This window comes from Novosphingobium fuchskuhlense (assembly GCF_001519075.1).
GTDB classification, from domain to species: domain Bacteria; phylum Pseudomonadota; class Alphaproteobacteria; order Sphingomonadales; family Sphingomonadaceae; genus Novosphingobium; species Novosphingobium fuchskuhlense.
The window spans coordinates 1,192,726-1,214,178 of sequence record NZ_KQ954244.1; the positions used below are offsets into that span (position 1 = coordinate 1,192,726).

A 21,453-nucleotide genomic window follows, 5' to 3' on the forward strand; every position below is an offset into this window, starting at 1 on the left:
AGTCACTAAGGGGTTGTGAGCCCAGTTTATGATTCGGTTTTGTGCTACAAAGCATGTATTGAGGGCGCTGACTGAACGGGGGGTGAAACTTTGGCACGTAACGGAAACTATTGCGCCTTCTATGTCGCGGAACCATTCAATTCTGGGGCCTTGGGGGCTCATGCGACCAAGGACTTTTGCTACTATAACCTATTTCGTTCCTGGAAAGGTGCGGATTCGACCTTCCCGTTCAGCGATTCGCACGCGCTGACATATAACGTCCGTGATGGGAGCAATTGGGAACTGACCCTGAAACCCAGACTTAGGGAACGGCTACGCTCTTCGCAGAATGTAGTCTTGTTTCTTAGTTCTGATACAGCCAACTCCCGGGCGTTGCGTGAGGAGATCGACTACGCCATCAACGATCAGGGCCTTCCGCTGATCGTCGTCTATCCGGAATTCAAAACGAAGGAGAGCCTCCTCACCAACGGATCGCTCAAGCAATCAGTTAAGAATCTCTGGTCGAAGGTTCCGGTCTTGAGAGATTCGATTGACAATGTTCCGAGCCTGCATGTGCCGATGGTTAAGTCGCTGATTTCTTCCGCGCTGAAGGACCCCGACTTCAAGCTGTCTACAAAGACAACGGCGTCAGTCTATCATTACAAGATATAAAGCTGTGGCGATTAGACGCAATCAGGGAAGCGCTACGGGGGCTATTGGTTCGTGAGGTATTTTTTCAAATCGGTAGCGACATTCTCATTTTGGAAGTACGCTCTCTTTTCTGGAGAGGCAATTGCAAAGATTTTTGCAATTGTTGGTATGCAGTACGCTTTGATGGATATGGCTGATTTTTTCAGTATTTATACAAAAGATAAGTACAGCAAATTTGCTGTCATAGTGATGCTTGTTATTGCGGTCATCTGGGTGGCAGTGCGCAGACGACCAATCACCCGCTTTTCCTACAAAGTTCCTGGGAAAGATGTTTCAATCGAGGTGAAGATCGGTGATCTGCTTGACGGCAACAACGACGTTGTGGTGAGTACGAATACAACTTTCGATACCGACATGGCAGGCGGTCTGATTGATACTGACAGCGTTCAGGGGCAGGTTGCCACCCGCTTTTTCAATGCAAACACCGTGGAAATTGATCGTCAGCTCGCGTTGGATCTGGCATCCGCCCAAAGCACGCATCGCGCCGACGCTCCGGGAAAGCAGACCGAGTATCCCATTGGCACAGTCGCTAGGGTCAAGAGTCACAATCGCACCTTTTATTATGTGGCAATGGCGCGGCTCAACGCTCAGGGCACAGCTAGCTCCACGCCGCGAGAAATCGAGGACGCGCTTGAGGCCACGTGGTCGTTCGTTCAGAGCCATGGTAGCGTGAGGGATCTTTCGATCCCGCTCTTGGGCACCGGACGTGGCCGGACAGGGATCCAGAGGAAGAAGATGGTGGAGCGGATAGCACAGTCCTTCGTGGACGGATCGACAGGTCAGATCTTCTCCAACCGCCTGTGCATTTTCATCCGACCGCAGGACGCCGAGAGTTTCGCAGTCAACCTGTATCAGATTCGCGACTACCTCATCCAGAGTCTCCATACCTGACGTAGACACCTGTCTCAATGCACTGATCGTGGACGACGAAGTGCGCGGTATCGCAATCGCATGTCTGCTATCCTCAATACTCTTGAAGGTAACCACCCGATTGTTACCGCGGGTTATGCGGCTTGACGCTTGAGATAGTTGCCATCACGCGGCCTCAGCCATGGGCGCGAGCGGTGTCCAGTTCCACGGGAGCAGTTCGTCGATCCGGTTGATCTTGTGATCGTTGATGCGCGCGAGCACGTCGGCGAGATAGGCTTGCGGGTCGAGGCCGTTCATCTTGGCCGTCTCGATGATGGTCATGGCGCGAGCCAGGGTCTCGGCGCCAGTGGCGGCACCGGCGAACAACCAGTTTTTTCTGCCGATTCCAATGGGTTTGAGCGCGCGTTCGGCGGGATTGTTGTCGATGGCAACGCGGCCATCCTCGAGGAACAGGCAGAACGCTGGCCACCGCGCGAGCGCGTAACGCAAGGCGTTGGTCAGATCACCCTTGGCGGGGAGTTTGGTGAGTTGGGCCTGAGCCCAGGCGTGGAAGGCCTCGACCCTGGGCTTGCTCTGGGCCTGACGCGTGGCGAGGCGGACGGCTGCGCTTTTGCCCATGATCTGGGCTTCGATGTCGTAGAGGGCGCCGATGCGGTCGAGCGCCTCGCGGGCGATCGGTGATTTGGCGCCGACCCACAGGTCATGAAAATCCCGCCGCAGGTGCGCCCAGCAGGCCGCCTCGCGGAATTGCGCGGTGCCATCTGCCGCTGGCGCATAGAGCTTGGCATAGCCCTTGTAGGCATCGGCCTGGAGGATGCCGCGGGCATCGCGCAGGTGGGCGAGTACATGCTCCTGCTTCCAGTCTGCGGCGAATTTGTAGGCGACGCCCGGTGGCGCCTGCCCGGCCCAGGGTCGCTGGTCGAGGACATAGGCCCAGATGCGCCCCTTGCGCACGCCTTTGCCGAGTTGCCCGCCGACCCCTGCGGTCCGCAGGCTGCGATCGAGCACCCGGATCGGGGTATCGTCGGCATGCAGCAGGTCGTGCGCCAGGACGTGGCGCTCGATCCGCTCGATCAACGGCAGGAGCAGTTTCATGGTGCGCCCGCACCAGTCGGCCATCGTGCTGTCGGGGATGTCCGCGCCCATGCGGGCGAAGATCTCGTTCAGCCGATAAAGCGGCAGGTGGTCATCGAACTTGGAGATCAGGATGTACGCCAGCAACGAAGCGGTCGCCATGCTGCCGGGGATCGGCCGGCTCGGTGCCGGAGCCTGCACCATCCGCTCGCAGGCGCGGCAGGACTTCTTGACCCGCGCGATCTCGATGACCTTCAGCCGGGCGGCGATCAGGTCCAGCATCTCGCTGACGTCCTCGCCGACCACGCGCAGGGTGCCGCCGCAATCGGGGCAGGCCGAGTCCGGATCGAGTTCGCGGCGTTCGCGCGGCGTCTCGGCCGAGACGCGGGGGCGGCGGCGCGGTGCACGCTCTGCCGCGACGGCGGGCTGGGCCGGTTGCGGTGCGTCGTCTTCGTCGCTTGGCTGAGCCGAACTGGCCTCGGCCTTGGCGATCATCAGACCTTCAAGCGCGAGTTCGAGTTGCTCGATCTCGCGCTCGACTTTCTCGGACCTCTTGCCGAACGCCTGCCGCTTGAGCTTGGCGATGCGCAACTGCAGGTCGGCGATGTGTTGTTCGAAGACACGTACCGTGGCCGACAGGGCGCTGTTCTGCGCCTGCAAAGCCGCCACCATCGCCTTGAGCGCGATGGGGTCATCAGGCAGCGATGCGGGCGCGGACGACATGCCGCAGCTTAGCAAAACGGACGCCAATCCGCCAGAAAAATGCCGTTAATCAGCCTGATAAATCAACCGACCCGCGCCGGTGGCGCACCCCAGGAAGGCCGCCGCCAGTCGATCCCTTCCCACAGCATCGCCAATTGCGCCGAGGTCAGCCGCGCCACGGCATCCCCGCTGCCGGGCCAGGGAAAGCGGCCTTTCTGGAGGATCTTGTAATAGAGGCAGAAGCCCTGCCCGTCCCAGTACAGCAGCTTGATCCGGTCGCCCTTGCGCCCCCGAAAGGCAAATACGGCACCGCTGGCCGGGTTCTGGCGCAGATGGTCCTGCGCCAGAACCGCAAGGCCGGTGATGCTTTTGCGCATATCGGTCGCGCCGCACGCCAGGTAGACGCGAGCGCCGACGCCGGGCCCGATCACGCCGCCTCCAGCACACGCAGCAACCGCGCCAATGCCAGATCGCCGATCGTCTCGCGGCAGCGCAACTGACGACCGTTGCCCAGAATGACGGTCATCTCGGCCATTGATGCCTCGCCCGTCACCGGCACCGTCTCGACAACTGGCAGCATCTCGACCGCAACGAACCCATCGGCGCCGCGGCCAGGGCATAGGCCCTTCTGCCGCAAATCCCGGCGCCATTGATAGAGGTGCTGGCGCGTCACATCGTGACGCCGCGCTACATCCGCCACTGTCCAGCCATCAACGCCAACCTCGGCAAGGATCGAGGCTTTCACCGCATCCGACCAACGCCGACGCCGCTCGACACCCAAAATCTCGAGCATCGCCAAACCAGCCTCCATCGATCATGACGTACATAACGACGTCAATAACGACATAGCTTACGATCGATAGGCGGCCTCAATCGGGTGGTTACTCTTGAAGTGAGCTGCCGTTCCGGTCTGTCCCCATTCATGGACGAAACCGCTGGCTGATTCGCGAGCCGAGGACGCCCGCCGCCGATCTCCTGTCATTGCACGCCAGAGCCCTACGCCGCGCAAAACCTGTTGAATCCGAACAAAATCTGGCTCTCTTAATCATCCCCATCGGGGTGAGCATTTGAGCCTGCCCCGATCTCAACGGGGATCTGATGGCGGCTTCGCACCACAATTCAGAAAGGTTGGCACGCGGCGCGCGCATGTTGCGCACCGCGCTTGGGCCGGCCATTGCCCGCTTCCTCGAAGACCCCTCGATCGTCGAGGTCATGCTGAACCCCGATGGACGAATCTGGATCGACCGGCTGTCAGAAGGCCTGTCCGATACCGGCGAGCGATTGGGGCCGACCGATGGCGAGCGCATCGTGCGCCTGGTCGCCCACCATGTCGGCGCAGAGGTACATCCCGGAGCCCCGCGCGTTTCCGCAGAGCTGCCCGGAACGGGGGAGCGCTTCGAGGGCCTCTTGCCGCCCGTGGTGGCAGCCGCAGCTTTCGCCATCCGCAAGCCTGCCGTCGCGGTGTTCACCCTCGACGACTATGTCGCGGCCGAGATCATGTCAGCCAGCCAGGCCGACGCTCTGCGCCATGGCGTCGAGACGCGCGCCAACATTCTGGTCGCGGGCGGCACCTCGACCGGCAAGACCACGCTCACCAACGCGCTGCTCGCCGAGGTCGCCAAAACCACCGATCGCGTGGTCATCATCGAGGACACGCGCGAGCTGCAATGCGCCGCGCCCAACCTCGTTTCCATGCGCACCAAGGACGGCGTCGCCTCGCTGTCCGACCTAGTGCGCTCGTCCCTGCGCCTGCGCCCAGACCGCATCCCGATCGGCGAGGTGCGCGGCGCCGAGGCGCTTGATCTCCTCAAGGCCTGGGGCACCGGTCATCCGGGCGGCGTCGGCACCATCCACGCGGGCTCGGCCATCGGCGCGCTGCGCCGCTTGGAGCAGCTGATCCAGGAAGCCGTCGTCACCGTGCCCCGCGCGCTGATCGCGGAAACCATCGACATCGTCGCCGTGCTGGCAGGCCGCGGCAACAAGCGCCGCCTCGCCGAACTCGCCCGCGTCGAAGGCCTCGGCCCTGATGGCGACTACCTCGTCACGCCGATTACCCAATTTTCCTCACCGCCCCCTGCCCCCCAAGGAGACCCCGCATGATGCCTGCTGTTCGCACCCTTCGCCGACGCCTGATCGCCGCCACCTCGATCGCCGTGGTCAGCATGATGATGGCGCCCGCCGCCTATGCCTCCGGCTCCTCGATGCCCTGGGAAACCCCGCTCAATTCGATCCTGCAATCGGTGCAGGGCCCGGTCGCCAAGATCATCTCGGTCATCATCATCACCGTCACTGGCCTCAGCCTTGCCTTTGGCGACACCTCGGGCGGTTTTCGTCGACTGATCCAGATTGTCTTCGGCCTCTCCATCGCCTTTGCGGCCAGTTCCTTCTTTCTCTCCTTCTTCAGCTTCAGTGGCGGGGCGCTCGTCTGATGACGGGCATGGCCGATCCGACGAACACGGTGCCAGGCTTTTGCGTGCCCGTGCACCGGGCGCTCACCGAACCGATCCTGCTCGGCGGCGCCCCGCGCGCGCTCGCCATTCTCAACGGCACGCTCGCGGGCGCGATCGGCCTCGGCCTGCGCCTCTGGCTGATTGGCCTCGCCGTCTGGGCGCTCGGGCATTTCGCGTCCGTCTGGGCCGCCAAGCGTGACCCGCTGTTCGTCGATGTCGTGCGCCAGCATCTGCGCACCCCAACCCATCTCACCGTCTGAGCGAGGCTGCCCCATGATGAACCTCGCCGAATACCGCAGCCGCCATAGCCGGCTTGCCGATTTCCTCCCCTGGGTAGCGCTGGTGGGCAAAGGCATCGTCCTCAACAAGGACGGCAGCTTCCAGCGTACCGCGCGCTTCCGGGGCCCCGACCTCGACAGCGCCGTGCCCGCCGAACTGGTCGCCGTCGCCGGCCGTCTCAACAATGCTTTCCGCCGCTTGGGGTCAGGCTGGGCCATTTTCGTCGAAGCCCAGCGCCATGCCGCCGCTGATTATCCGGCCAGCATATTTCCCGATGCCGCCTCGGCGTTGCTCGATGCCGAACGCAAGGCCGATTTCGAGGAAGCCGGCAGCCATTTCGAGTCGAGCTATTTCCTGAGCCTGGTCTGGTTGCCGCCGGCCGAGGACGCCTCACGCGCCGAAAGCTGGCTCTACGAGGGCCGCGAGACCAAGGGCATTGATGCGGGCGAGGCGCTCTCCGGCTTTGCTGATCGCACTGACCGGCTGCTGCGCCTTATCGAAGCCTTCATGCCCGAGTGCCGCTGGCTGGGCGACGGCGAGACGCTGACCTACCTCCACACCTGCGTTTCCAGCCACCGGCACCGTGTCCGCGTGCCCGAAACGCCGATGTATCTCGACGCGCTGCTCGCCGATCAGCCACTCACTGGCGGGCTCGAACCGTGCCTCGGGGCGCAGCACCTGCGCGTCCTCACCATCACCGGCTTTCCGACTGCGACAACGCCAGGCCTCCTCGACGATCTCAACCGCCTCGCCTTTCCCTACCGCTGGTCCACTCGCGCGATCCTGCTCGACAAGACCGATGCCACCAAGGTCTTGACCAAGATCCGCCGCCAGTGGTTCGCCAAGCGCAAGTCGGTCGCCGCGATCCTGAAAGAAGTGATGACCAATGAGGCTTCCGTCCTCGTCGATAGCGATGCGTCCAACAAGGCTGCCGATGCCGATTTTGCCCTGCAGGAACTGGGCGCGGACTATGCTGGCATCGCCTATGTGACCGCGACGGTGACGGTGTGGGATGGCGATCCGCGCGCCGCCGACGAAAAGCTGCGCCTCGTCGAGAAGGTCATCCAGGGCCGTGACTTCACCGCGATGGCCGAGACCATCAATGCGGTCGACGCCTGGCTCGGGAGCCTGCCGGGGCATCTTTACGCCAATGTTCGCCAGCCCCCCATTTCAACGCTCAATCTCGCCCACATGATACCCTCGTCAGCAGTGTGGGCGGGGCCGGAACGGGACGAGCATTTTGCAGCGTCCCCACTGCTCTTCGGCAAGACCGAAGGCTCGACCCCGTTCCGGTTTTCCCTTCACGTCGGCGACGTCGGCCATACACTCATCGTCGGCCCGACCGGCGCTGGTAAATCGGTGTTGTTGGCGCTCATGGCGTTGCAATTTCGCCGCTATGCAGGCGCGCAGGTCTTCGCCTTCGATTTCGGGGGATCGATCCGCGCGGCGGCGCTTGCCATGCGCGGCGACTGGCACGATCTGGGTGGCGGTCTTACCGAGGGGAGCGCGGACAGCGTTGCGCTCCAGCCCCTCGCCAGGGTCGGCAACATTGCCGAGCGCGCATGGGCTGCGGATTGGCTGGTGGCCATCCTGACCCGCGAGGGCGTTCCCATCACGCCCGAGGTCAAGGAGCACCTCTGGACCGCGCTCACCTCGCTGGCTTCGGCACCGATGGAAGAACGCACCATCACCGGCCTGTCGGTGCTTTTGCAATCCAACGACCTCAAACAAGCTCTGCGCCCCTATTGCGTTGGCGGAGCCTGGGGCCGTTTGCTGGATGCCGAGAGCGAACATCTGGGCACCGCCACCGTGCAGGCCTTCGAGACCGAGGGGCTGATCGGCACCGAGGCGGCGCCCGCAGTGCTGGCCTATCTCTTTCACCGCATCGAGGACCGCCTTGATGGCGCCCCCACGCTCATCATCATCGATGAGGGCTGGCTGGCGCTCGATGATGAGGGCTTTGCCGGACAGCTGCGCGAATGGCTCAAAACCCTGCGCAAGAAGAACGCCTCAGTCGTCTTCGCCACGCAGTCGCTTTCGGACATCGACGGTTCGGCGATTGCGCCTGCCATCATCGAGAGCTGCCAGACCCGGCTGCTGCTCCCTAACGAACGCGCCATCGAGCCGCAGATCACCGCGATCTATCGCCACTTCGGTCTCAATGACCGCCAGATCGAGATCATCGCGCGGGCCATGCCCAAGCGCGATTATTACTGCCAGTCACGGCGCGGCAACCGGCTCTTCGAACTGGGGCTTTCCGAAGTCGCGCTCGCGCTCTGCGCCACCTCATCCAAGTCCGATCAGGCCGCTATCACCAGCATAACCGCGGAATATGGTCGCGACGGATTTCTGATCGCCTGGCTGCGCCATCGCGGGCTCCGCTGGGCCGCCGACATCATCCCCACCCTCACCAATCTGGAGAAACGCTCATGACCCCGCGTTGTTTGGCAGGCCGTCGTTTGGCCGGCCGCCGTCTGGCCGCTGCCCTGCTTTCTGCCGCCATCGTCCTCACGCCGATGATGGCACCGCCCGCTTATGCGCAATTTGGCGGGGTCGTCTTCGACCCCTCCAACTATGCCCAGAATGTGATGACCGCGGCGCGCTCGCTCCAGCAGATCAACAACCAGATCCAGCAGATCGAGAACCAGACCCAGTCGCTGATCAATCAGGCGAAGAACCTCGCCAGCATGCCCTATTCGCTGGTCTCGACGATCACTGCACAAATTCAGCACACCGAGCAGCTGATCACCCAGGCCCAGCGCATCGCCTACAGCATCAGTTCGATCGATCAGGCCTTCACCAGCAACTACGGCGCGATCAATCTCAATCTCAGCCAGCAGCAGATGGTGGCTCAGGCCCAGCAGCGCTGGCAGACCTCGCTGGCCGGCCTGCAAGACGCGATGCGCATGCAGGCGACCGTGGTCGGCAACATCACTACCGCACGCAGCAATGTGACAGCGCTTGGCACCTCCAGCCAGTCGGCAAGCGGTGCTCTGCAAGTGGGGCAGATCAGCAACCAACTGCTCATCCAGATCTCGCAGCAATTGTCCGATCTCATCGCGCTCGAAGCCGCCGATGGCCGCGCGCAGGCAATGATCGCCGCCTCGAAAGCCACCGGCCAGAATCAGGGCGCAACGCAGATGCAGACCTTCCTGACGCCCGGCACCGGCTATCAGCCTGGCACCGTCAAGATGTTCCACGGCAATTGAGGGGGCGGCGATGGGCGGCAAACACCTCGCGCAGATCGGCGCCATTGTCTTTGTCGCGCTGGCCATCACCGTGGCACTGTTGGGCTTGGACACCAAGGACAGCGCGCCCACCGACGCTGTGCTGACCGCGCCCGCATTGTCCGCCGACACCGATCCCATGGCGCGCGAACTCCAGCATTGCCAGATGATCGGTGAAGCCGGTGCACGCGATACCGCCTGCCTCGCCGCCTGGGCCGAGAACCGCCGCCGCTTCCTGACCCCGAAAAGCGCCGCGCCCATAGCCGCGCCCGCGCCAAGCGATCCGACCGCCACCACCAGCGATAAGGGGCTATGAGCCATGAACGGCACCGGCGTCATCGACCAGTTCCTGAACATTTTCACGACCTATATCGATTCAGGCTTCGGTCTCCTGGGCGGCGAGGTCGGTTTCATCGCGACCACGCTCATCGTCATCGACGTGACGCTGGCCGCCCTGTTCTGGTCCTGGGGCGCCGACGAGGACATCATGGCGCGCCTCGTCAAGAAGACCCTGTTCGTCGGCGCCTTTGCCTACCTCATCAACAACTGGAACAACCTCGCCAACATCATCTTCCAGTCCTTTTCCGGCCTTGGCCTCAAGGCCTCGGGATCGAGCCTTTCCGCCAGCCAATTCCTCCAGCCCGGCCGCATCGCCCAGGTCGGTCTCGATGCCGGAAGGCCGCTGTTGACCTCGATCTCTGGACTGATGGGCTACGTTTCCTTCTTCGAAAACTTCATCCAGATCGCCGTGCTGCTCTTCGCCTGGGTGCTGGTCCTGCTCGCCTTCTTCATCCTCGCCATCCAGCTCTTCGTGACGCTGATCGAGTTCAAGCTGACGACGCTCGCCGGCTTCGTCCTCATCCCCTTCGGCCTCTTCGGCAAATCCGCCTTCATGGCTGAACGTGTGCTCGGCAATGTCATCGCGTCGGGTATCAAGGTGCTGGTGCTCGCGATCATCGTCGGCATCGGCTCGACGCTCTTCACCCAGTTCACGGCGGCAGGTTCAACCACCGCCAGCATTGATGATGCCATGGCGATTGTCCTGGCTGCCCTCTCGCTGCTCGGTCTCGGCATCTTCGGCCCCGGTATCGCCAATGGGCTGGTCTCTGGCGGACCGCAGCTCGGCGCAGGGGCCGCCGTTGGCACCGCGCTCGCTGGTGGCGGTGTAGCTGCTGCCGGCTTCGCCGCCGCAGGCGCTGCTGCCTCGGGCGGCGCGGCCCTTGCCAGCGGTGCTGGAGCTGCCGCACGCGGCGGCGCAAGCCTCGCCGGCGGCGCCTCGGCTGCCTATGGCCTCGGCGCTGAAGGCAAGAGCGGTGCCCGCGCGGTCGCCTCTGGCCTTGGCAATGTCGCGGGCACCGGCGCCAAGGCCGCCGTCTCGCCACTGCGCCGCGCCGCCGGGCGCGCTGCCGACAGCCTAAAGGACAGCTATCAGGCCGGGAGTTCCGCAGTAACCGGCGCCGGTGGCGGAGCGTCAGAAGCAGCCGGTGCCGCCACGCCCGATGCCGCGCCGCCCTCCGGCGACAGTTCACCCAACAATATCCGCCGCTCCCAGCAAATCAGCCAGGCAGCCCAAACCACCGCTCACGCCGTGCGCAGCGGTGATGCCCACGGCGGCGGACATTCTGTCGATCTTTCAGAAAGCGAGTGACCCCATGTTCAAGCGATCCTCCGCCCATTACGGCAAATCCCCAGTACCCGAGACGCCCTACCAACGGGCCGGCCAGATCTGGGATGAACGCATCGGCTCAGCCCGTGTGCAGGCAAAAAACTGGCGGCTGATGGCCTTTGGCTCGCTTGCCCTCTCGGCCGGGCTTTCGGCCGCGCTGGTCTGGCAATCGCTTAATGGCTCGATCGTCCCTTGGGTCGTTCAGGTCGACAAGCTGGGCGAGGCGCAGGCAATCGCGCCCGCCACCCCAGACTATCAGCCCAGCGATCCGCAAATCGCCTTCTACCTCGCCCGTTTCATTGAGGAGGTTCGCGCGATCCCCGCCGACCCGATCATCGTGCGGCAGAACTGGCTGCGGGCCTACGACTTCACCTCGCAGGCGGGTGCCGTCGCGCTCAATGACTACGCGCGGACCAACGATCCCTTCGCCGCCGTCGGCAAGACCCAGATCGCGGTCGATGTCACCTCCGTCATCCGCGCATCGCCTTCAAGCTTCCGCATCGCCTGGGTCGAACGGCGTTACCTGGACGGCTCGCTTGCCAGCTCCGAACACTGGTCGGCGATCCTCACCATCACAGTTCAGTCTCCCCGCGACGCCGACGCGCTGAGGAAGAACCCACTCGGCATCTACGTCAATGCCATCAACTGGTCGAAGGAGCTTGGATCATGACCACCGCCAACCGCAATTCCGAACGGCCATGGCGCCGGATCGCCGGCCTGCCGCTGCTCCTTCTCACCAGCACGGCGCTCGCCGCCTGCGCCACCGCGCAAAACCCGCCTGTCCTCGCCTTGGACAACGCCGTGCCGGCGGTGCAGGCCGCCGATCCAGCGGCACCTGTCGCTATCGTCGAGATCCCCAAGCCTCTACCGCTGCCGGGTCAGCTGATGCCGATAGGCGGGGAGCACAGAGACATTGAGGCCGCCGATCCCACGCTGCGCATCAAGCAGGCCAATGCCGCCGCCCGGATGCAGCCGGCGCGCAGTGGCTTTATCAACGCGATGCAGGTCTTCCCCTTCGCCGACGGCGCGCTGTATCAGGTCTATACCGCGCCTGGGCATATCACCGACATCGCGCTTCAGCCAGGCGAACAGCTGGTGGGCGCGGGGCCGGTTGCCGCTGGCGATACCGTCCGCTGGATCATCGGCGATACGGAAAGTGGCGCAGGCGGCGCCAAGCAGGTCCATATCCTCGTAAAGCCGACCCGCGCCGAGCTGACGACCAATCTCGTCATCAACACCGACCGGCGCACCTATCACATGGAACTGCGCGCCACGCCCGCGACCTATATGGCCTCGGTCTCCTGGCAATTCCCACAAGACCAGTTGATCGCGCTGCGGCGGGCAAATCAGGAAGCCACCATCGCCCAGCCGATTTCGAACGGTATCGATCTTGCGCGGGTCAATTTTCGTTACGAGGTCTCGGGCGACCGCGCACCCTGGCGTCCTTTGCGAGCCTTCGACGATGGCAGGCAGGTTTTCATCGAGTTTCCGCGCGGAATCGCCCAAGGCGAGATGCCGCCGCTCTTCATCGTAGGCGCCGAAGGCAAGACCTCGGAACTGGTCAATTACCGCGTGCGCGACAACTACATGATCGTCGACCGGCTGTTTGGCGCCGCCGAACTGCGCTTCGGCTCGGCCAAGAAGCAAACCCGCGTGCGCATCACCCGCTCTGACGGGAGGGCAGCACTGTGAGCGACGCCATCAATCCCGGAAAGGAAAAGGGTGTGCGGCCAGATCCGGCGCCCCAAGAACAGAGGGGAGCAGATGACGAAAGGCCGCTGATCGGCGACCCCGTAACGGCCATGCGGCTGCGCCCAGAACTGCCGGGCGTGACCCGCCTCTCGCGCAAGGTGCTGGCCGGGCTTGGCCTCGCGGCCAGTCTCGGTGTCGGCGGTGCGCTCATTTACGCGCTCCAGACCGGAAACCATGGCCAGCCTGTCCAGGAAGTCGCCGCAACCGACAGCCGCTCCACACCCGACGGCCTCGCCAATCTCCCCAAGGACTATGCAGGCGTGCCCAAACTTGGCCCGCCGCTGCCCGGCGATATCGGCCGGGCGATCCTCAACGCCCAGAACGCCGGACAAGGCATGACGGCGCCAGCCATGGGCACAACGCCTGCCGGTCCGAGCCCAGAGCAGCAAGCGCGTGCCCAGGAGATCGCGGCGGCACGCGGCGCCCAGCTTTTTACCTCTGGGCAAGCCCGACAGACTGGCGGTAGCGCTCAGACGTTGCCGGGGTCCACCACACCGCCCACCGATCTCGCAAGCCTTGGTCTGGCGCCGCCCGCCGCAACGCCAAGCGCGCAGGATCGGCAGCTGGCGTTCCTCAAACAGGCATCCGACCGGCGCACCACGGCTCCCGACCGCGTGACCGCGCCCGAGGCGGCCAATGTGCTGCAGGCTGGCGCCGTCATCCCGGCGGCGCTGATCACCGGCATCCGCTCTGACCTACCCGGTGAAATCACCGCGCAGGTTACCCAGAACGTCTACGACAGCCCGACCGGGCACCTTCTGCTTATCCCGCAGGGCAGCCGCCTCATTGGCCAATACGACAATGGCGTGGGTTTCGGGCAGCGCCGCGTGTTGCTCGCCTGGACCCGGCTGATCTTCCCCAATGGCCGCTCGATCGTGCTCGAGCGCCAGCCCGGTGCCGATGCGCAAGGCTTTTCAGGCCTTGAGGACGGCGTCGATTACCATTGGGGCTCGATCTTCAAGGCTGCGGCCCTTTCGACCATCCTCAGCGTCGGGGCTCAGGCAGGGAGTACCAATAGTGAAAACAACCTAGCCCAGGCAATCCGCACCGGGGCCTCGAACAGCGTCAGCCAGGCGGGCCAGCAGATCGTTGCCCGCGAACTCAATATCGCGCCGACGCTCACCATCCGGCCGGGATTTCCGGTGCGGGTGATGGTCACCCACGATCTCGTCATCGAACCCTACGGAGGCTGACATGGCCAAACTGAAGCTGGCGCCGATCGCCGACGACAAGCCCGTCAAGGTGACGCTGGAACTTCCGGCGAACCTCCACCGCGATCTGGAGCTCTATGCCAAAATCCTGGGCCAGGAGACCGGTAAGCCACCTCCCGATCCGGCTCGCCTGATCGTGCCGATGCTCGAGCGGTTCATCGCGACGGATCGGGGCTTTGCCAAGGCTCGTCGCTCAGATCCGGCGCACCAAATATAAAGCTGCCTTGGCTCCCATATTCCGTCTGGGACATCTCCCTTGCAAGCACCAGCAGGCTGCGCAGCGCCGGATTATCGTTCTGCGCTGACCAGACCATACTGTAGGGCAAGGCCTCATCGACGACAGGTCGGAAGACAACGCCCGGGACATGAATCGTCGTGACCCCTTCGCTGGCAAGCGTCAGCCCTTCGCCCAAGGCTACCAGCGAAAGCAGATTATGCCGGCCAACGGCATGCTCATGGATCTCGGGATGGTGGCCAAGCCCGGACAAATGCTGCACGAGGTAGTCGTGAATTTCCGGGCCAGGTACAGAATGGCTGACGATAAAACGCTCGGCGACAAGGTCGCTCCAATCGAGCGCCGCCCGCTCTGCCAGGGCATGATCGCCCGGAAGCGCGACAAACACGCCTTCTGACCACAGCTCTTCGGTTTCGCAGCCTGGCCAGAGCGCGGTGCCGGTCACGAAGGCCACATCAAGTTTGCGCAGGCGTATCGCGGCGCCATGGTCTGTCTGGTTGCCGTCAATAAAGGTCATGCGAACCGCGCCATGGCGCTGGCGGTACGCCTGGATGAGATCGCCAAGGAACGGCGAACCCAGTGAGGACAGGATGCCGATCGTCAGCTGCCCATCCTCAACCCGGCTGATCGCGGAAACTTCGGTGCGGGCAATGTTGATTTCTGAAAGAGCCTTGCGCCCACGCTCAACGAATTGCCGGCCGGCCGATGTCATCTGCACACCGCCGCTGGTGCGCACGAACAACGCCACGCCAAGCCGCACCTCAAGATCACCGATCCGCCGGCTGATCGCTGATTCCTGAATACGCAAGGCCGCGGCAGCACGCCGGAAGCTGCCGAATTCCGCAGCCGCTACCACATAGCGGATGTGGCGCAGTTCAATCTGGGATCCTGGCAGCGCCCCGTCTCCCCCTTTGGTTCGACCCGAAGTTTCTCCGATGTAAGGGAGGTTATCCTGAGAATAACGCCATGACGAGTCAGTAAAAAACCGGGGTATCATGCGTTACGCGGCAAATGCCGTTGAGGGCCTTTGGATTTCAATTTGACCTTACTGCATCCCATGATCACTTGCAGGATGCTATCCATGTCGGATGCATTGAGCACGGCGCCGACTTGATAGCCGTACAGGCTATTGAATCGTTGGTTCGCACAACCACGCGTTCACCTGCAGAAAGCCTCACAATATGCATAAACCTCTGTGAGCAGAGCTGTGCCCATCGCCTTATCCTACCCTGACGCTGACAAGATCAGCCCATTTTGTGGTGAAACTAGGCGACAAATTCTCCCGCCTCATGCTCCAATCCCGGTCCTTGCCAGCCAAGCCGAGCTTTACGCTTCCCCGGCCATATTTTGCGTTGATCTGGTCCATGGCGGTCATCAGCCCGTCATCGGGGCTGGCGATTGCATCAAACAGCGACGGCGGGGCCGAGCCCTTGGCGGACAGGTCCAGCAGCAAAATCCCTGCCTTCTTCCAGGCATAGCCGGCCCGCCATATGCGTTCCAAAATACGCGTCGCAGTGCCTGTGATGGCTCTGGCGTCAGATGTGGGTTGTGGGAAATTGGCAGAGCCCGACAGCGATTTCTGAGGAGCGTTGGCATTGAACGGGTCAGTTCTGATGAAAATCTGCATGGCCCCGGCGACCTGATCGGCAGACCGGACCTTTTCCGCTGCCCGTTCGGCAAACTGCATCACCGCGTCATGCACCTGAGATTTGTCGGTGATGGTGGCGCCAAAACTGCGTGAGCAGCATGTGGTTTGCTTGGGCTGCGGCTGATCTTCCAGGGCATGACAAATATAGCCGCGCAGTTCATGGGCGGTTCTCAGCCCCACCACGCCCATCTTCTGCCTGATCCAGCCATCTTGGGCATGGGCGAAATCATGCGCGGTCACCATGCCGCGCTCTTCCAGCATTTGTGACCAGCGGCGCCCAACACCCCAAACATCCCCAATGGGCGTCTTTCGGAGCGCAGTGTCGATCCATTCCGGGTGATGGGCCAGATCGATGACTCCGCCAGCTTTAGCCGATTTCTTGGCCAAGCGGTTAGCCAGTTTTGCCAGGGTCTTTGTGCCGCCGATGCCGATCGACACCGGGATGCCAGTCCATTGATAGGTTCTCTGGCGCAAGCTGCTGCACCACGCCGTCAGATCCGGCACGCCGAGATTGTCGAGATCGAGGAAACACTCATCGATGCTGTAGACCTCGTGGCTCGGGGCATTTGATCCCAGCATCGTCATGACGCGTTCGGAGATGTCGCCATAGAGGGCGTAATTGGAGGAGCAGACGGCAACGCCATGCTCTTCCACGAGGGTGCGAATTTTGAACAGCGGGGCTCCCATGGCGATGCCGACGGCCTTGGCTTCCTGTGATCGGGCGATCACGCAGCCATCATTGTTGGAGAGGACCACGACCGGCTGATTTTTGAGGTTCGGGCGAAACAGCCTCTCGCACGAGGCGTAGAAGTTGTTGCAGTCCACAAGGGCGAAGGTGGCCATCAGCGCCCACAATGCCGCCGGATGCTATGCGTGACGACCCCCCAGATTTCGCAGCCTGACTCATCAAGGGGTATGGCCGGGAAGTTCGTGTTCTCCGGGACCAGCAGCCACGCATCCGCCGATTGCCGAAGCCGTTTGACGGTCAATTCGCCATGGATCGAGGCGATCACAATGTCGTCGGACTTCGCACTTATCCCCCGGTCGATGATCAGCAGGTCACCATCAAAGATACCAGCATCGCGCATGGATTCGCCCGACGCGCGAACAAAGAAGGTTGCCGAGGGTCGCCGGATCAGATGCTCATTCAGGTCGAGCCTGCCTTCGATGTGATCATCAGCTGGCGATGGAAATCCGGCAGGGACACTGGACAAGAAGGCATTCAGCAACAGCTTCGAGGGGGCATCGGTGAAGCGCAGGACTTGGTCTGATGGGTTTTGCATAATGGAACATACAAAGAACGAATTGTCGTGATTCGTCAACCAGGGCTTGCCCTCAAATTATTGCGCTGCTTGGGTAAGCAGCCTTATCGCCAGGCGTCGCCGCGCCGGATTGAAAAGCCTCAATCGCTTTGACCTTTTCGCCGAGCCTGGCCCTCTCACGCGGCATCAAAGCCATCGCCGATCACCCGGCTATGCAGTTGACGCCAGATAGCCTTGGCTTGGCGCGCGCATCGAAGCCGTGGCGGAATCGGCGCGGCGATCAGACCACGACAGAATCAGGCAAGCGCAAACAGCAGGCGAGCAACGCCAGTAACTCTTCCAGGTGGCAGGTGGCTGTGTGCTCGCCGGGATATTCCTCTGGTCATTTCTTCCCGGCACCATCGCCCGCGCAATGCCGGAAAACTGGCACTGGCCGGAGCGCATTGCCGCAAGAATGGTGGGCGCACCTTCACTGTGGGACGCGGGAGCGTGGATGATGCAGGCTGGTGATCCACAAGCATGGAACGCGCAACTTCATGCCGCTGACATCCAGCGCGACAACCGAGATGCCATTGAGGATTGCAGGAAGTCCGCCACAACAACGCGACAGCCTGTCCGCTGCACGGTGCGGATTCGGGCGGAAAACAAGGCCGAGCGATGATATACTCGCCCATCAGAGACCATGCATTATAGTCCCGCCTTTACCCCGAAAGGATCAATCCGGCCCATGCGAAATGTGGGAACTAAAGTGGGATCAGATTTTCAGGAACTCCACTTTATCGTGTAAAAACAACACGATAAAGTGGTTGACTGGTGCCCAGAAGAGGACTCGAACCTCCACGCCGTTTCCAGCGCCGCCACCTGAAGACGGTGCGTCTACCAATTCCGCCATCTGGGCACGGGAGCGGAGAGCGAGTGGCCCGCCGCCGGGTAGGAAGGCGCCGATAGGGGATGGTCCGGTGCGAGTCAACCGGGGTTTGCATTTGCGCCGGAGAGGTGGCGTAACCCATTGAAGAGGAGGGCGCGGGTGTGGCAAGGGCGCGCCTAGGAAGCACAACGCAAACGATACGACGGGACTGACCGGCATGAGCAAGGACATGGTGCACGATCTCGAGGGGCAGCTTATCGCACTGGTGGGCGGCAGCGGCTTCATCGGCACGCATGTTGCCCAGGCTTTGCTGGCGCGCGGCGCGCGGCTCAGGGTGTGCAGCCGCCATCCGGAGCGGGCCTTCCGGATCAAGACGCTCGGCGGGCTCGGCAAGGTGCAGCTCGTCGCGGTCGACGTGACCAAGCCGCACACGCTCGAAGTCGCGCTCACGGGCTGCGACGCGGTGGTGAACCTCGTCGGCGCGTTCAAGGGCAAGCTCGATGCGGTGCAGGGATCGGGTGCCGGACAACTGGCGGCCATCGCCCGGGCGAAGGGTGCGAAGGCGTTTGTCCATGTTTCGGCGATCGGGGCGGATGCGGGATCATCGGTGGCCTACGCCAGCACCAAGGCGGCGGGCGAGACGGCAGTGCTCGCCGCGTTTCCCGAAGCGGTCGTGCTGCGCCCTTCGGTCGTGTTCGGGGAGGACGACGCGTTCATCAATCTCTTCGCAGGGCTGATCGCCAGCGCGCCGGTGATGCCGGTCTTCGCCGCCGATTCGCGGTTCCAGCCGGTGTTCGTCGACGATGTGGCCGATGCGATTGCCAATGCGATCGCCGCGCCCGCATCGTTCGCCGGCCAGACGTTTGAACTGGGCGGGCCGGAAGTCATCACCATCGGCGATCTCAACCGCCGCATTGCCAAGGCTTCGGCACGCACGCCGTTGTTCCTCGCGCTGCCGGACGGCGTTTCGGCAGCCTTCGCTACCCTCACCGGCTGGCTGCCCGGTGCACCGATGAGCCGCGACCAGTGGACGCTGCTGCGCAAGGGCAACGTGGCGAGCGGCGCGCTCCCGGGCCTTGCGGAGCTTGGCGTGCAGGCACGGCCGCTTGGTCTGTTCCTCGACCGCTGGATGGTGCGCTTCCGGAAAGCAGGCCGATTCGGCAGCCGGACCAAAGCTGCGTAACCGGGGCTGCAAAACCGGGGCTGCCTAACCGAGGTTCACCGACCCTGTCGGAATTCCTTACGGTTGACACAGTTGACACTGTCCTGAGGAATAAGTCCTTTCGATGAGTGTTCGCCCATTGATCGACCTGAGCGATCAATGGGCGGCAAACAGGCGGGCTGGCGGCTGCGGGCATGGCGGCATCGTCTCGGCGGCGGGATCGAACCGCCAAACCTCGCAGATCTGTGCGATGTAGGAAAGCCGACGGTCCCGTCAGCATGGCCCCGTCAGCACGGCCCAGGCAGCACGGCCCAGCTGCAGGGCCCCAGCTACAGGGCCCCGGCAGAAAGCCCGGCTGGAGTGCACAGCCGGGCGAAGCCACCACGACGGACTGGATTCCCCTTAGCGTCAGCCCGCAGATGTGGCAGCCTCACAAATCGGAAGCCTCGGATCTGACAAGGCGTTTTGCGGGGGATGAGGGTGCAGCGGATCGGGGTGCTGGCTGGATTGGTGATGGCAGTCCTGTGCGCAGGCGCTTCGCCGGCATCGGCCAAGTGCACGATCGGTATGGTTGCGCGGCTGCCGGTCACGCTGGAGGGACTGCGCGCGACGGTTCCGGTCGAGGTCAATGGCAAGACGGCGACGTTCTGGCTCGACAGCGGCGCGTTCTTCAGCGTCATGTCCAAAGCGCAGGCCGCCGCGCTCGGCCTCAAGACGACCAGCCTGCCGCAGGGCTTCTTCATCAGCGGCATCGGCGGCGATGCGACGGCCGAACTTGCCACGATCCGCTCGTTCAAGATCATCGGTCAGGAACTGAAGAACCTGCAGTTCCTTGTCGGCGGCAGCGATCTGGGCGCGGCGGTGATCGGGCAGAACATCCTTGCCGCATTCGATACCGAGTACGACCTCGGGAACGGCCACGTGAATCTGGTGCAGGTGAAGGACTGCCGCGAGGTGAACCTGGCCTATTGGGCCGCCGGCAAGACCGTGGCCATGGCCGACCTGATCAGGCCCGAAAACGAGCTGGCCAAGCACATCTACGCCAAGGGCATGATCAACGGAAAGCAGGCGCGGATGATGTTCGACACCGGCGCGCCGGCGACGACGCTGACCCGTTCCGCCGCCGAACGGTTCGGGATCGATCTTTCCGCACCCGGTGTGGTCGAATCCAGCCGGATGTCGGGCATCGGCCGGTCTTTCCGCCGATCATGGATCGTGACGCTGAACAGCTTCGAGATCGGCGGCGAGGAAATCCGCAACACCCCGATCCGTGTCATCGAAGACAAGGGCGACGACCTCGACCACGACGTGCTGGTGGGGATGGACTTCTTCCTTTCGCACCGGCTGTTCGTCTCTCCGTCGAGCGGGCACCTGTTCCTGACCTATAACGGCGGGGCGATTTTCTCGCTGACGACGGATGGCGAGATCGGCGCGCGCCCGACCCGGAGCGAGGGGAATGTGGCGGCCGGCACGGGCGACACGCCAAAGGATGCGGCAGGCTTTGCCCAGCGCGGCAGCGCCCGCGCCGCCCGGGGGGATTGGCAGGCCGCGGTTGCCGACTTTGACGAGGCGATCAAGCTGGAGCCGGCAAAGGCGGAGTACTGGCGCGGCCGTGCCAGCGCACGGGGCCGCGCCGGGGATGGCCCCGGCGCGCGGGCCGATTTCGACAAGGCGATGGCGCTCACCCCGAACGATCCGGATCTGGTGATCCAGCGCGGGTTCATGCGCCTGAGGGACGGCGACGAAAAGGGCGCGCTTGCCGATGCCGAAGCGGCGCTGGCGGGCTATCACGAAGGTTCGCTCGAACGGCTTGCCGTGGTCGCCTTGTTCGACCGGCTGCACCGTGCGGACCGGGTGCTGGCGCTGATCGACCCGATCATCGCGCTGCACCGGGCCGACAACGAACTCGGCAACCTGCTCAACACGCGCTGCTATTCGCGCGCGCTGGCCAATATCGAGCTGCCCAAGGCGATGGCCGACTGCACCGGGGCGATCAAGCGCCTCGGGCCGCTGCCCGCGCTGGTCGACAGCCGCGCCATGGTGAAGGTGCGGATGGGGGACGTGGCGGGGGCGCTGGCCGATTACGACACGGTGCTGGCCAAGGCGCCGCAGCAGGCCGCATCGCTCTACATGCGCGGCTGGGTGCGGCGGGCGAACGCCGGGGGCGACGCGGAGAAGCTGAAGCTGGCTGCGGCAGACTTTGCGACGGCCAAGGCCGTGAAGGCCGATATCGCGGACGATTTTGCACCATATGGCTTTGCGCCGTGATCTGTCAGCCGGGGCAGGTCCGCCTGCACCGGAGCAGCCTGATGAAACAGGCACCGAGTGGGGGAGCGGGGAATGCCGGTACCAATAAG

Annotated in this window: 22 protein-coding genes and 1 tRNA gene; 16 read left to right on the forward strand and 7 right to left on the reverse strand. The window is 63.3% G+C overall.

Translation table 11 applies throughout. The annotated features are described in order from the left end of the window. Positions 1 to 90: 90 nt before the first annotated feature. Complete coding sequence (locus tag AQZ52_RS05415) at positions 91 to 651, forward strand: TIR domain-containing protein (protein WP_067907077.1); 561 nt, start codon at positions 91 to 93, stop codon at positions 649 to 651. 51 nt (positions 652 to 702) lie between these two features. Next, a complete protein-coding gene (locus AQZ52_RS05420; protein WP_067907079.1) occupies positions 703 to 1,581 on the forward strand; it encodes a macro domain-containing protein in 879 nt (292 codons plus the stop codon). Between the two features lie 144 nt (positions 1,582 to 1,725). On the opposite strand, the gene tnpC is transcribed toward AQZ52_RS05420, so the two are convergent. The 3 genes from tnpC to tnpA all read right to left on the reverse strand — a co-directional run bounded on the left by tnpC (position 1,726) and on the right by tnpA (position 4,129). Next, positions 1,726 to 3,357, reverse strand: a complete 1,632-nt coding sequence (gene tnpC, locus AQZ52_RS05425) for an IS66 family transposase (RefSeq protein ID WP_067907081.1) — start codon at positions 3,355 to 3,357, stop codon at positions 1,726 to 1,728. 62 nt (positions 3,358 to 3,419) lie between these two features. Then, positions 3,420 to 3,767: an IS66 family insertion sequence element accessory protein TnpB gene (gene tnpB, locus AQZ52_RS19030; protein ID WP_067907083.1), complete on the reverse strand. Its 348-nt coding sequence runs from the start codon at positions 3,765 to 3,767 to the stop codon at positions 3,420 to 3,422. Beyond that, positions 3,764 to 4,129: an IS66-like element accessory protein TnpA gene (tnpA, locus tag AQZ52_RS19035; protein ID WP_240481542.1), complete on the reverse strand. Its 366-nt coding sequence runs from the start codon at positions 4,127 to 4,129 to the stop codon at positions 3,764 to 3,766. Before tnpA ends, tnpB begins: the two co-directional genes overlap by 4 nt. A gap of 305 nt (positions 4,130 to 4,434) precedes the next feature. Here tnpA and trbB point away from each other — a divergent pair, with 305 nt between their 5' ends. The 11 genes from trbB to AQZ52_RS05490 all read left to right on the forward strand — a co-directional run bounded on the left by trbB (position 4,435) and on the right by AQZ52_RS05490 (position 14,138). Further along, entirely contained in the window at positions 4,435 to 5,436 is a 1,002-nt protein-coding gene (gene trbB, locus AQZ52_RS05440) for a P-type conjugative transfer ATPase TrbB (protein WP_067907085.1), read from the forward strand. Then, positions 5,433 to 5,765, forward strand: a complete 333-nt coding sequence (locus tag AQZ52_RS05445; protein WP_156424784.1) for a TrbC/VirB2 family type IV secretion system protein — start codon at positions 5,433 to 5,435, stop codon at positions 5,763 to 5,765. Before trbB ends, AQZ52_RS05445 begins: the two co-directional genes overlap by 4 nt. Next, on the forward strand, positions 5,765 to 6,046 hold the full coding sequence (locus tag AQZ52_RS05450; protein WP_067907087.1) for a VirB3 family type IV secretion system protein: 282 nt from the start codon (positions 5,765 to 5,767) through the stop codon (positions 6,044 to 6,046). Before AQZ52_RS05445 ends, AQZ52_RS05450 begins: the two co-directional genes overlap by 1 nt. A gap of 13 nt (positions 6,047 to 6,059) precedes the next feature. Continuing rightward, the gene (gene trbE, locus AQZ52_RS05455; RefSeq protein ID WP_067907089.1) at positions 6,060 to 8,498 is read left to right on the forward strand and encodes a conjugal transfer protein TrbE; all 2,439 of its coding nucleotides are present in this window, start codon (positions 6,060 to 6,062) and stop codon (positions 8,496 to 8,498) included. Then, positions 8,495 to 9,274, forward strand: coding sequence for a P-type conjugative transfer protein TrbJ (gene trbJ / locus AQZ52_RS05460; protein WP_067907091.1), 780 nt, complete (start codon positions 8,495 to 8,497; stop codon positions 9,272 to 9,274). The genes trbE and trbJ overlap by 4 nt, the downstream gene beginning before the upstream one ends. A 10-nt stretch (positions 9,275 to 9,284) precedes the next feature. After that, complete coding sequence (trbK-alt, locus tag AQZ52_RS05465; protein ID WP_067907093.1) at positions 9,285 to 9,608, forward strand: putative entry exclusion protein TrbK-alt; 324 nt, start codon at positions 9,285 to 9,287, stop codon at positions 9,606 to 9,608. Positions 9,609 to 9,611: 3 nt separating this feature from the next. Next, complete coding sequence (trbL, locus tag AQZ52_RS05470; RefSeq protein ID WP_067907095.1) at positions 9,612 to 10,940, forward strand: P-type conjugative transfer protein TrbL; 1,329 nt, start codon at positions 9,612 to 9,614, stop codon at positions 10,938 to 10,940. Positions 10,941 to 10,944: 4 nt separating this feature from the next. Continuing rightward, positions 10,945 to 11,628, forward strand: coding sequence for a conjugal transfer protein TrbF (gene trbF / locus AQZ52_RS05475; RefSeq protein WP_067907097.1), 684 nt, complete (start codon positions 10,945 to 10,947; stop codon positions 11,626 to 11,628). Then, complete coding sequence (gene trbG / locus AQZ52_RS05480) at positions 11,625 to 12,650, forward strand: P-type conjugative transfer protein TrbG (RefSeq protein WP_067907099.1); 1,026 nt, start codon at positions 11,625 to 11,627, stop codon at positions 12,648 to 12,650. The genes trbF and trbG overlap by 4 nt, the downstream gene beginning before the upstream one ends. Positions 12,651 to 12,760: 110 nt before the next feature. Then, a complete protein-coding gene (locus AQZ52_RS05485; protein WP_082697571.1) occupies positions 12,761 to 13,903 on the forward strand; it encodes a TraB/TrbI/VirB10 family type IV secretion system protein in 1,143 nt (380 codons plus the stop codon). A 1-nt stretch (position 13,904) separates the two neighbouring features. Then, positions 13,905 to 14,138, forward strand: a complete 234-nt coding sequence (locus AQZ52_RS05490; protein ID WP_067907101.1) for a DUF2274 domain-containing protein — start codon at positions 13,905 to 13,907, stop codon at positions 14,136 to 14,138. Here the strand turns inward: AQZ52_RS05490 and AQZ52_RS05495 are convergent. The 3 genes from AQZ52_RS05495 to AQZ52_RS05505 form a co-directional block, all read right to left on the reverse strand. After that, the gene (locus AQZ52_RS05495) at positions 14,077 to 15,153 is read right to left on the reverse strand and encodes a LysR family transcriptional regulator (protein WP_082697572.1); all 1,077 of its coding nucleotides are present in this window, start codon (positions 15,151 to 15,153) and stop codon (positions 14,077 to 14,079) included. The genes AQZ52_RS05490 and AQZ52_RS05495 overlap by 62 nt on opposite strands. Positions 15,154 to 15,375: 222 nt before the next feature. Beyond that, positions 15,376 to 16,647: a Y-family DNA polymerase gene (locus AQZ52_RS05500; protein WP_067907103.1), complete on the reverse strand. Its 1,272-nt coding sequence runs from the start codon at positions 16,645 to 16,647 to the stop codon at positions 15,376 to 15,378. Then, complete coding sequence (locus AQZ52_RS05505; RefSeq protein WP_240481457.1) at positions 16,647 to 17,126, reverse strand: LexA family protein; 480 nt, start codon at positions 17,124 to 17,126, stop codon at positions 16,647 to 16,649. Before AQZ52_RS05505 ends, AQZ52_RS05500 begins: the two co-directional genes overlap by 1 nt. A gap of 298 nt (positions 17,127 to 17,424) precedes the next feature. Here AQZ52_RS05505 and AQZ52_RS18735 point away from each other — a divergent pair, with 298 nt between their 5' ends. Next, positions 17,425 to 17,727, forward strand: coding sequence for a DUF6118 family protein (locus AQZ52_RS18735; protein ID WP_169793716.1), 303 nt, complete (start codon positions 17,425 to 17,427; stop codon positions 17,725 to 17,727). A gap of 150 nt (positions 17,728 to 17,877) precedes the next feature. On the opposite strand, the gene AQZ52_RS05510 is transcribed toward AQZ52_RS18735, so the two are convergent. After that, positions 17,878 to 17,964 (reverse strand) — tRNA-Leu (locus AQZ52_RS05510). Between the two features lie 187 nt (positions 17,965 to 18,151). On the opposite strand from AQZ52_RS05510, the gene AQZ52_RS05515 reads away from it, so the two are divergent. Together AQZ52_RS05515 and AQZ52_RS05520 are read left to right on the forward strand one after the other, a co-directional pair. Further along, the gene (locus AQZ52_RS05515; RefSeq protein ID WP_067907105.1) at positions 18,152 to 19,117 is read left to right on the forward strand and encodes a complex I NDUFA9 subunit family protein; all 966 of its coding nucleotides are present in this window, start codon (positions 18,152 to 18,154) and stop codon (positions 19,115 to 19,117) included. 492 nt (positions 19,118 to 19,609) lie between these two features. Further along, positions 19,610 to 21,364 (forward strand): aspartyl protease family protein, encoded by a 1,755-nt coding sequence (locus tag AQZ52_RS05520; protein WP_067907107.1) that lies wholly within the window; start codon positions 19,610 to 19,612, stop codon positions 21,362 to 21,364. The last annotated feature ends 89 nt before the right edge of the window (positions 21,365 to 21,453 follow it).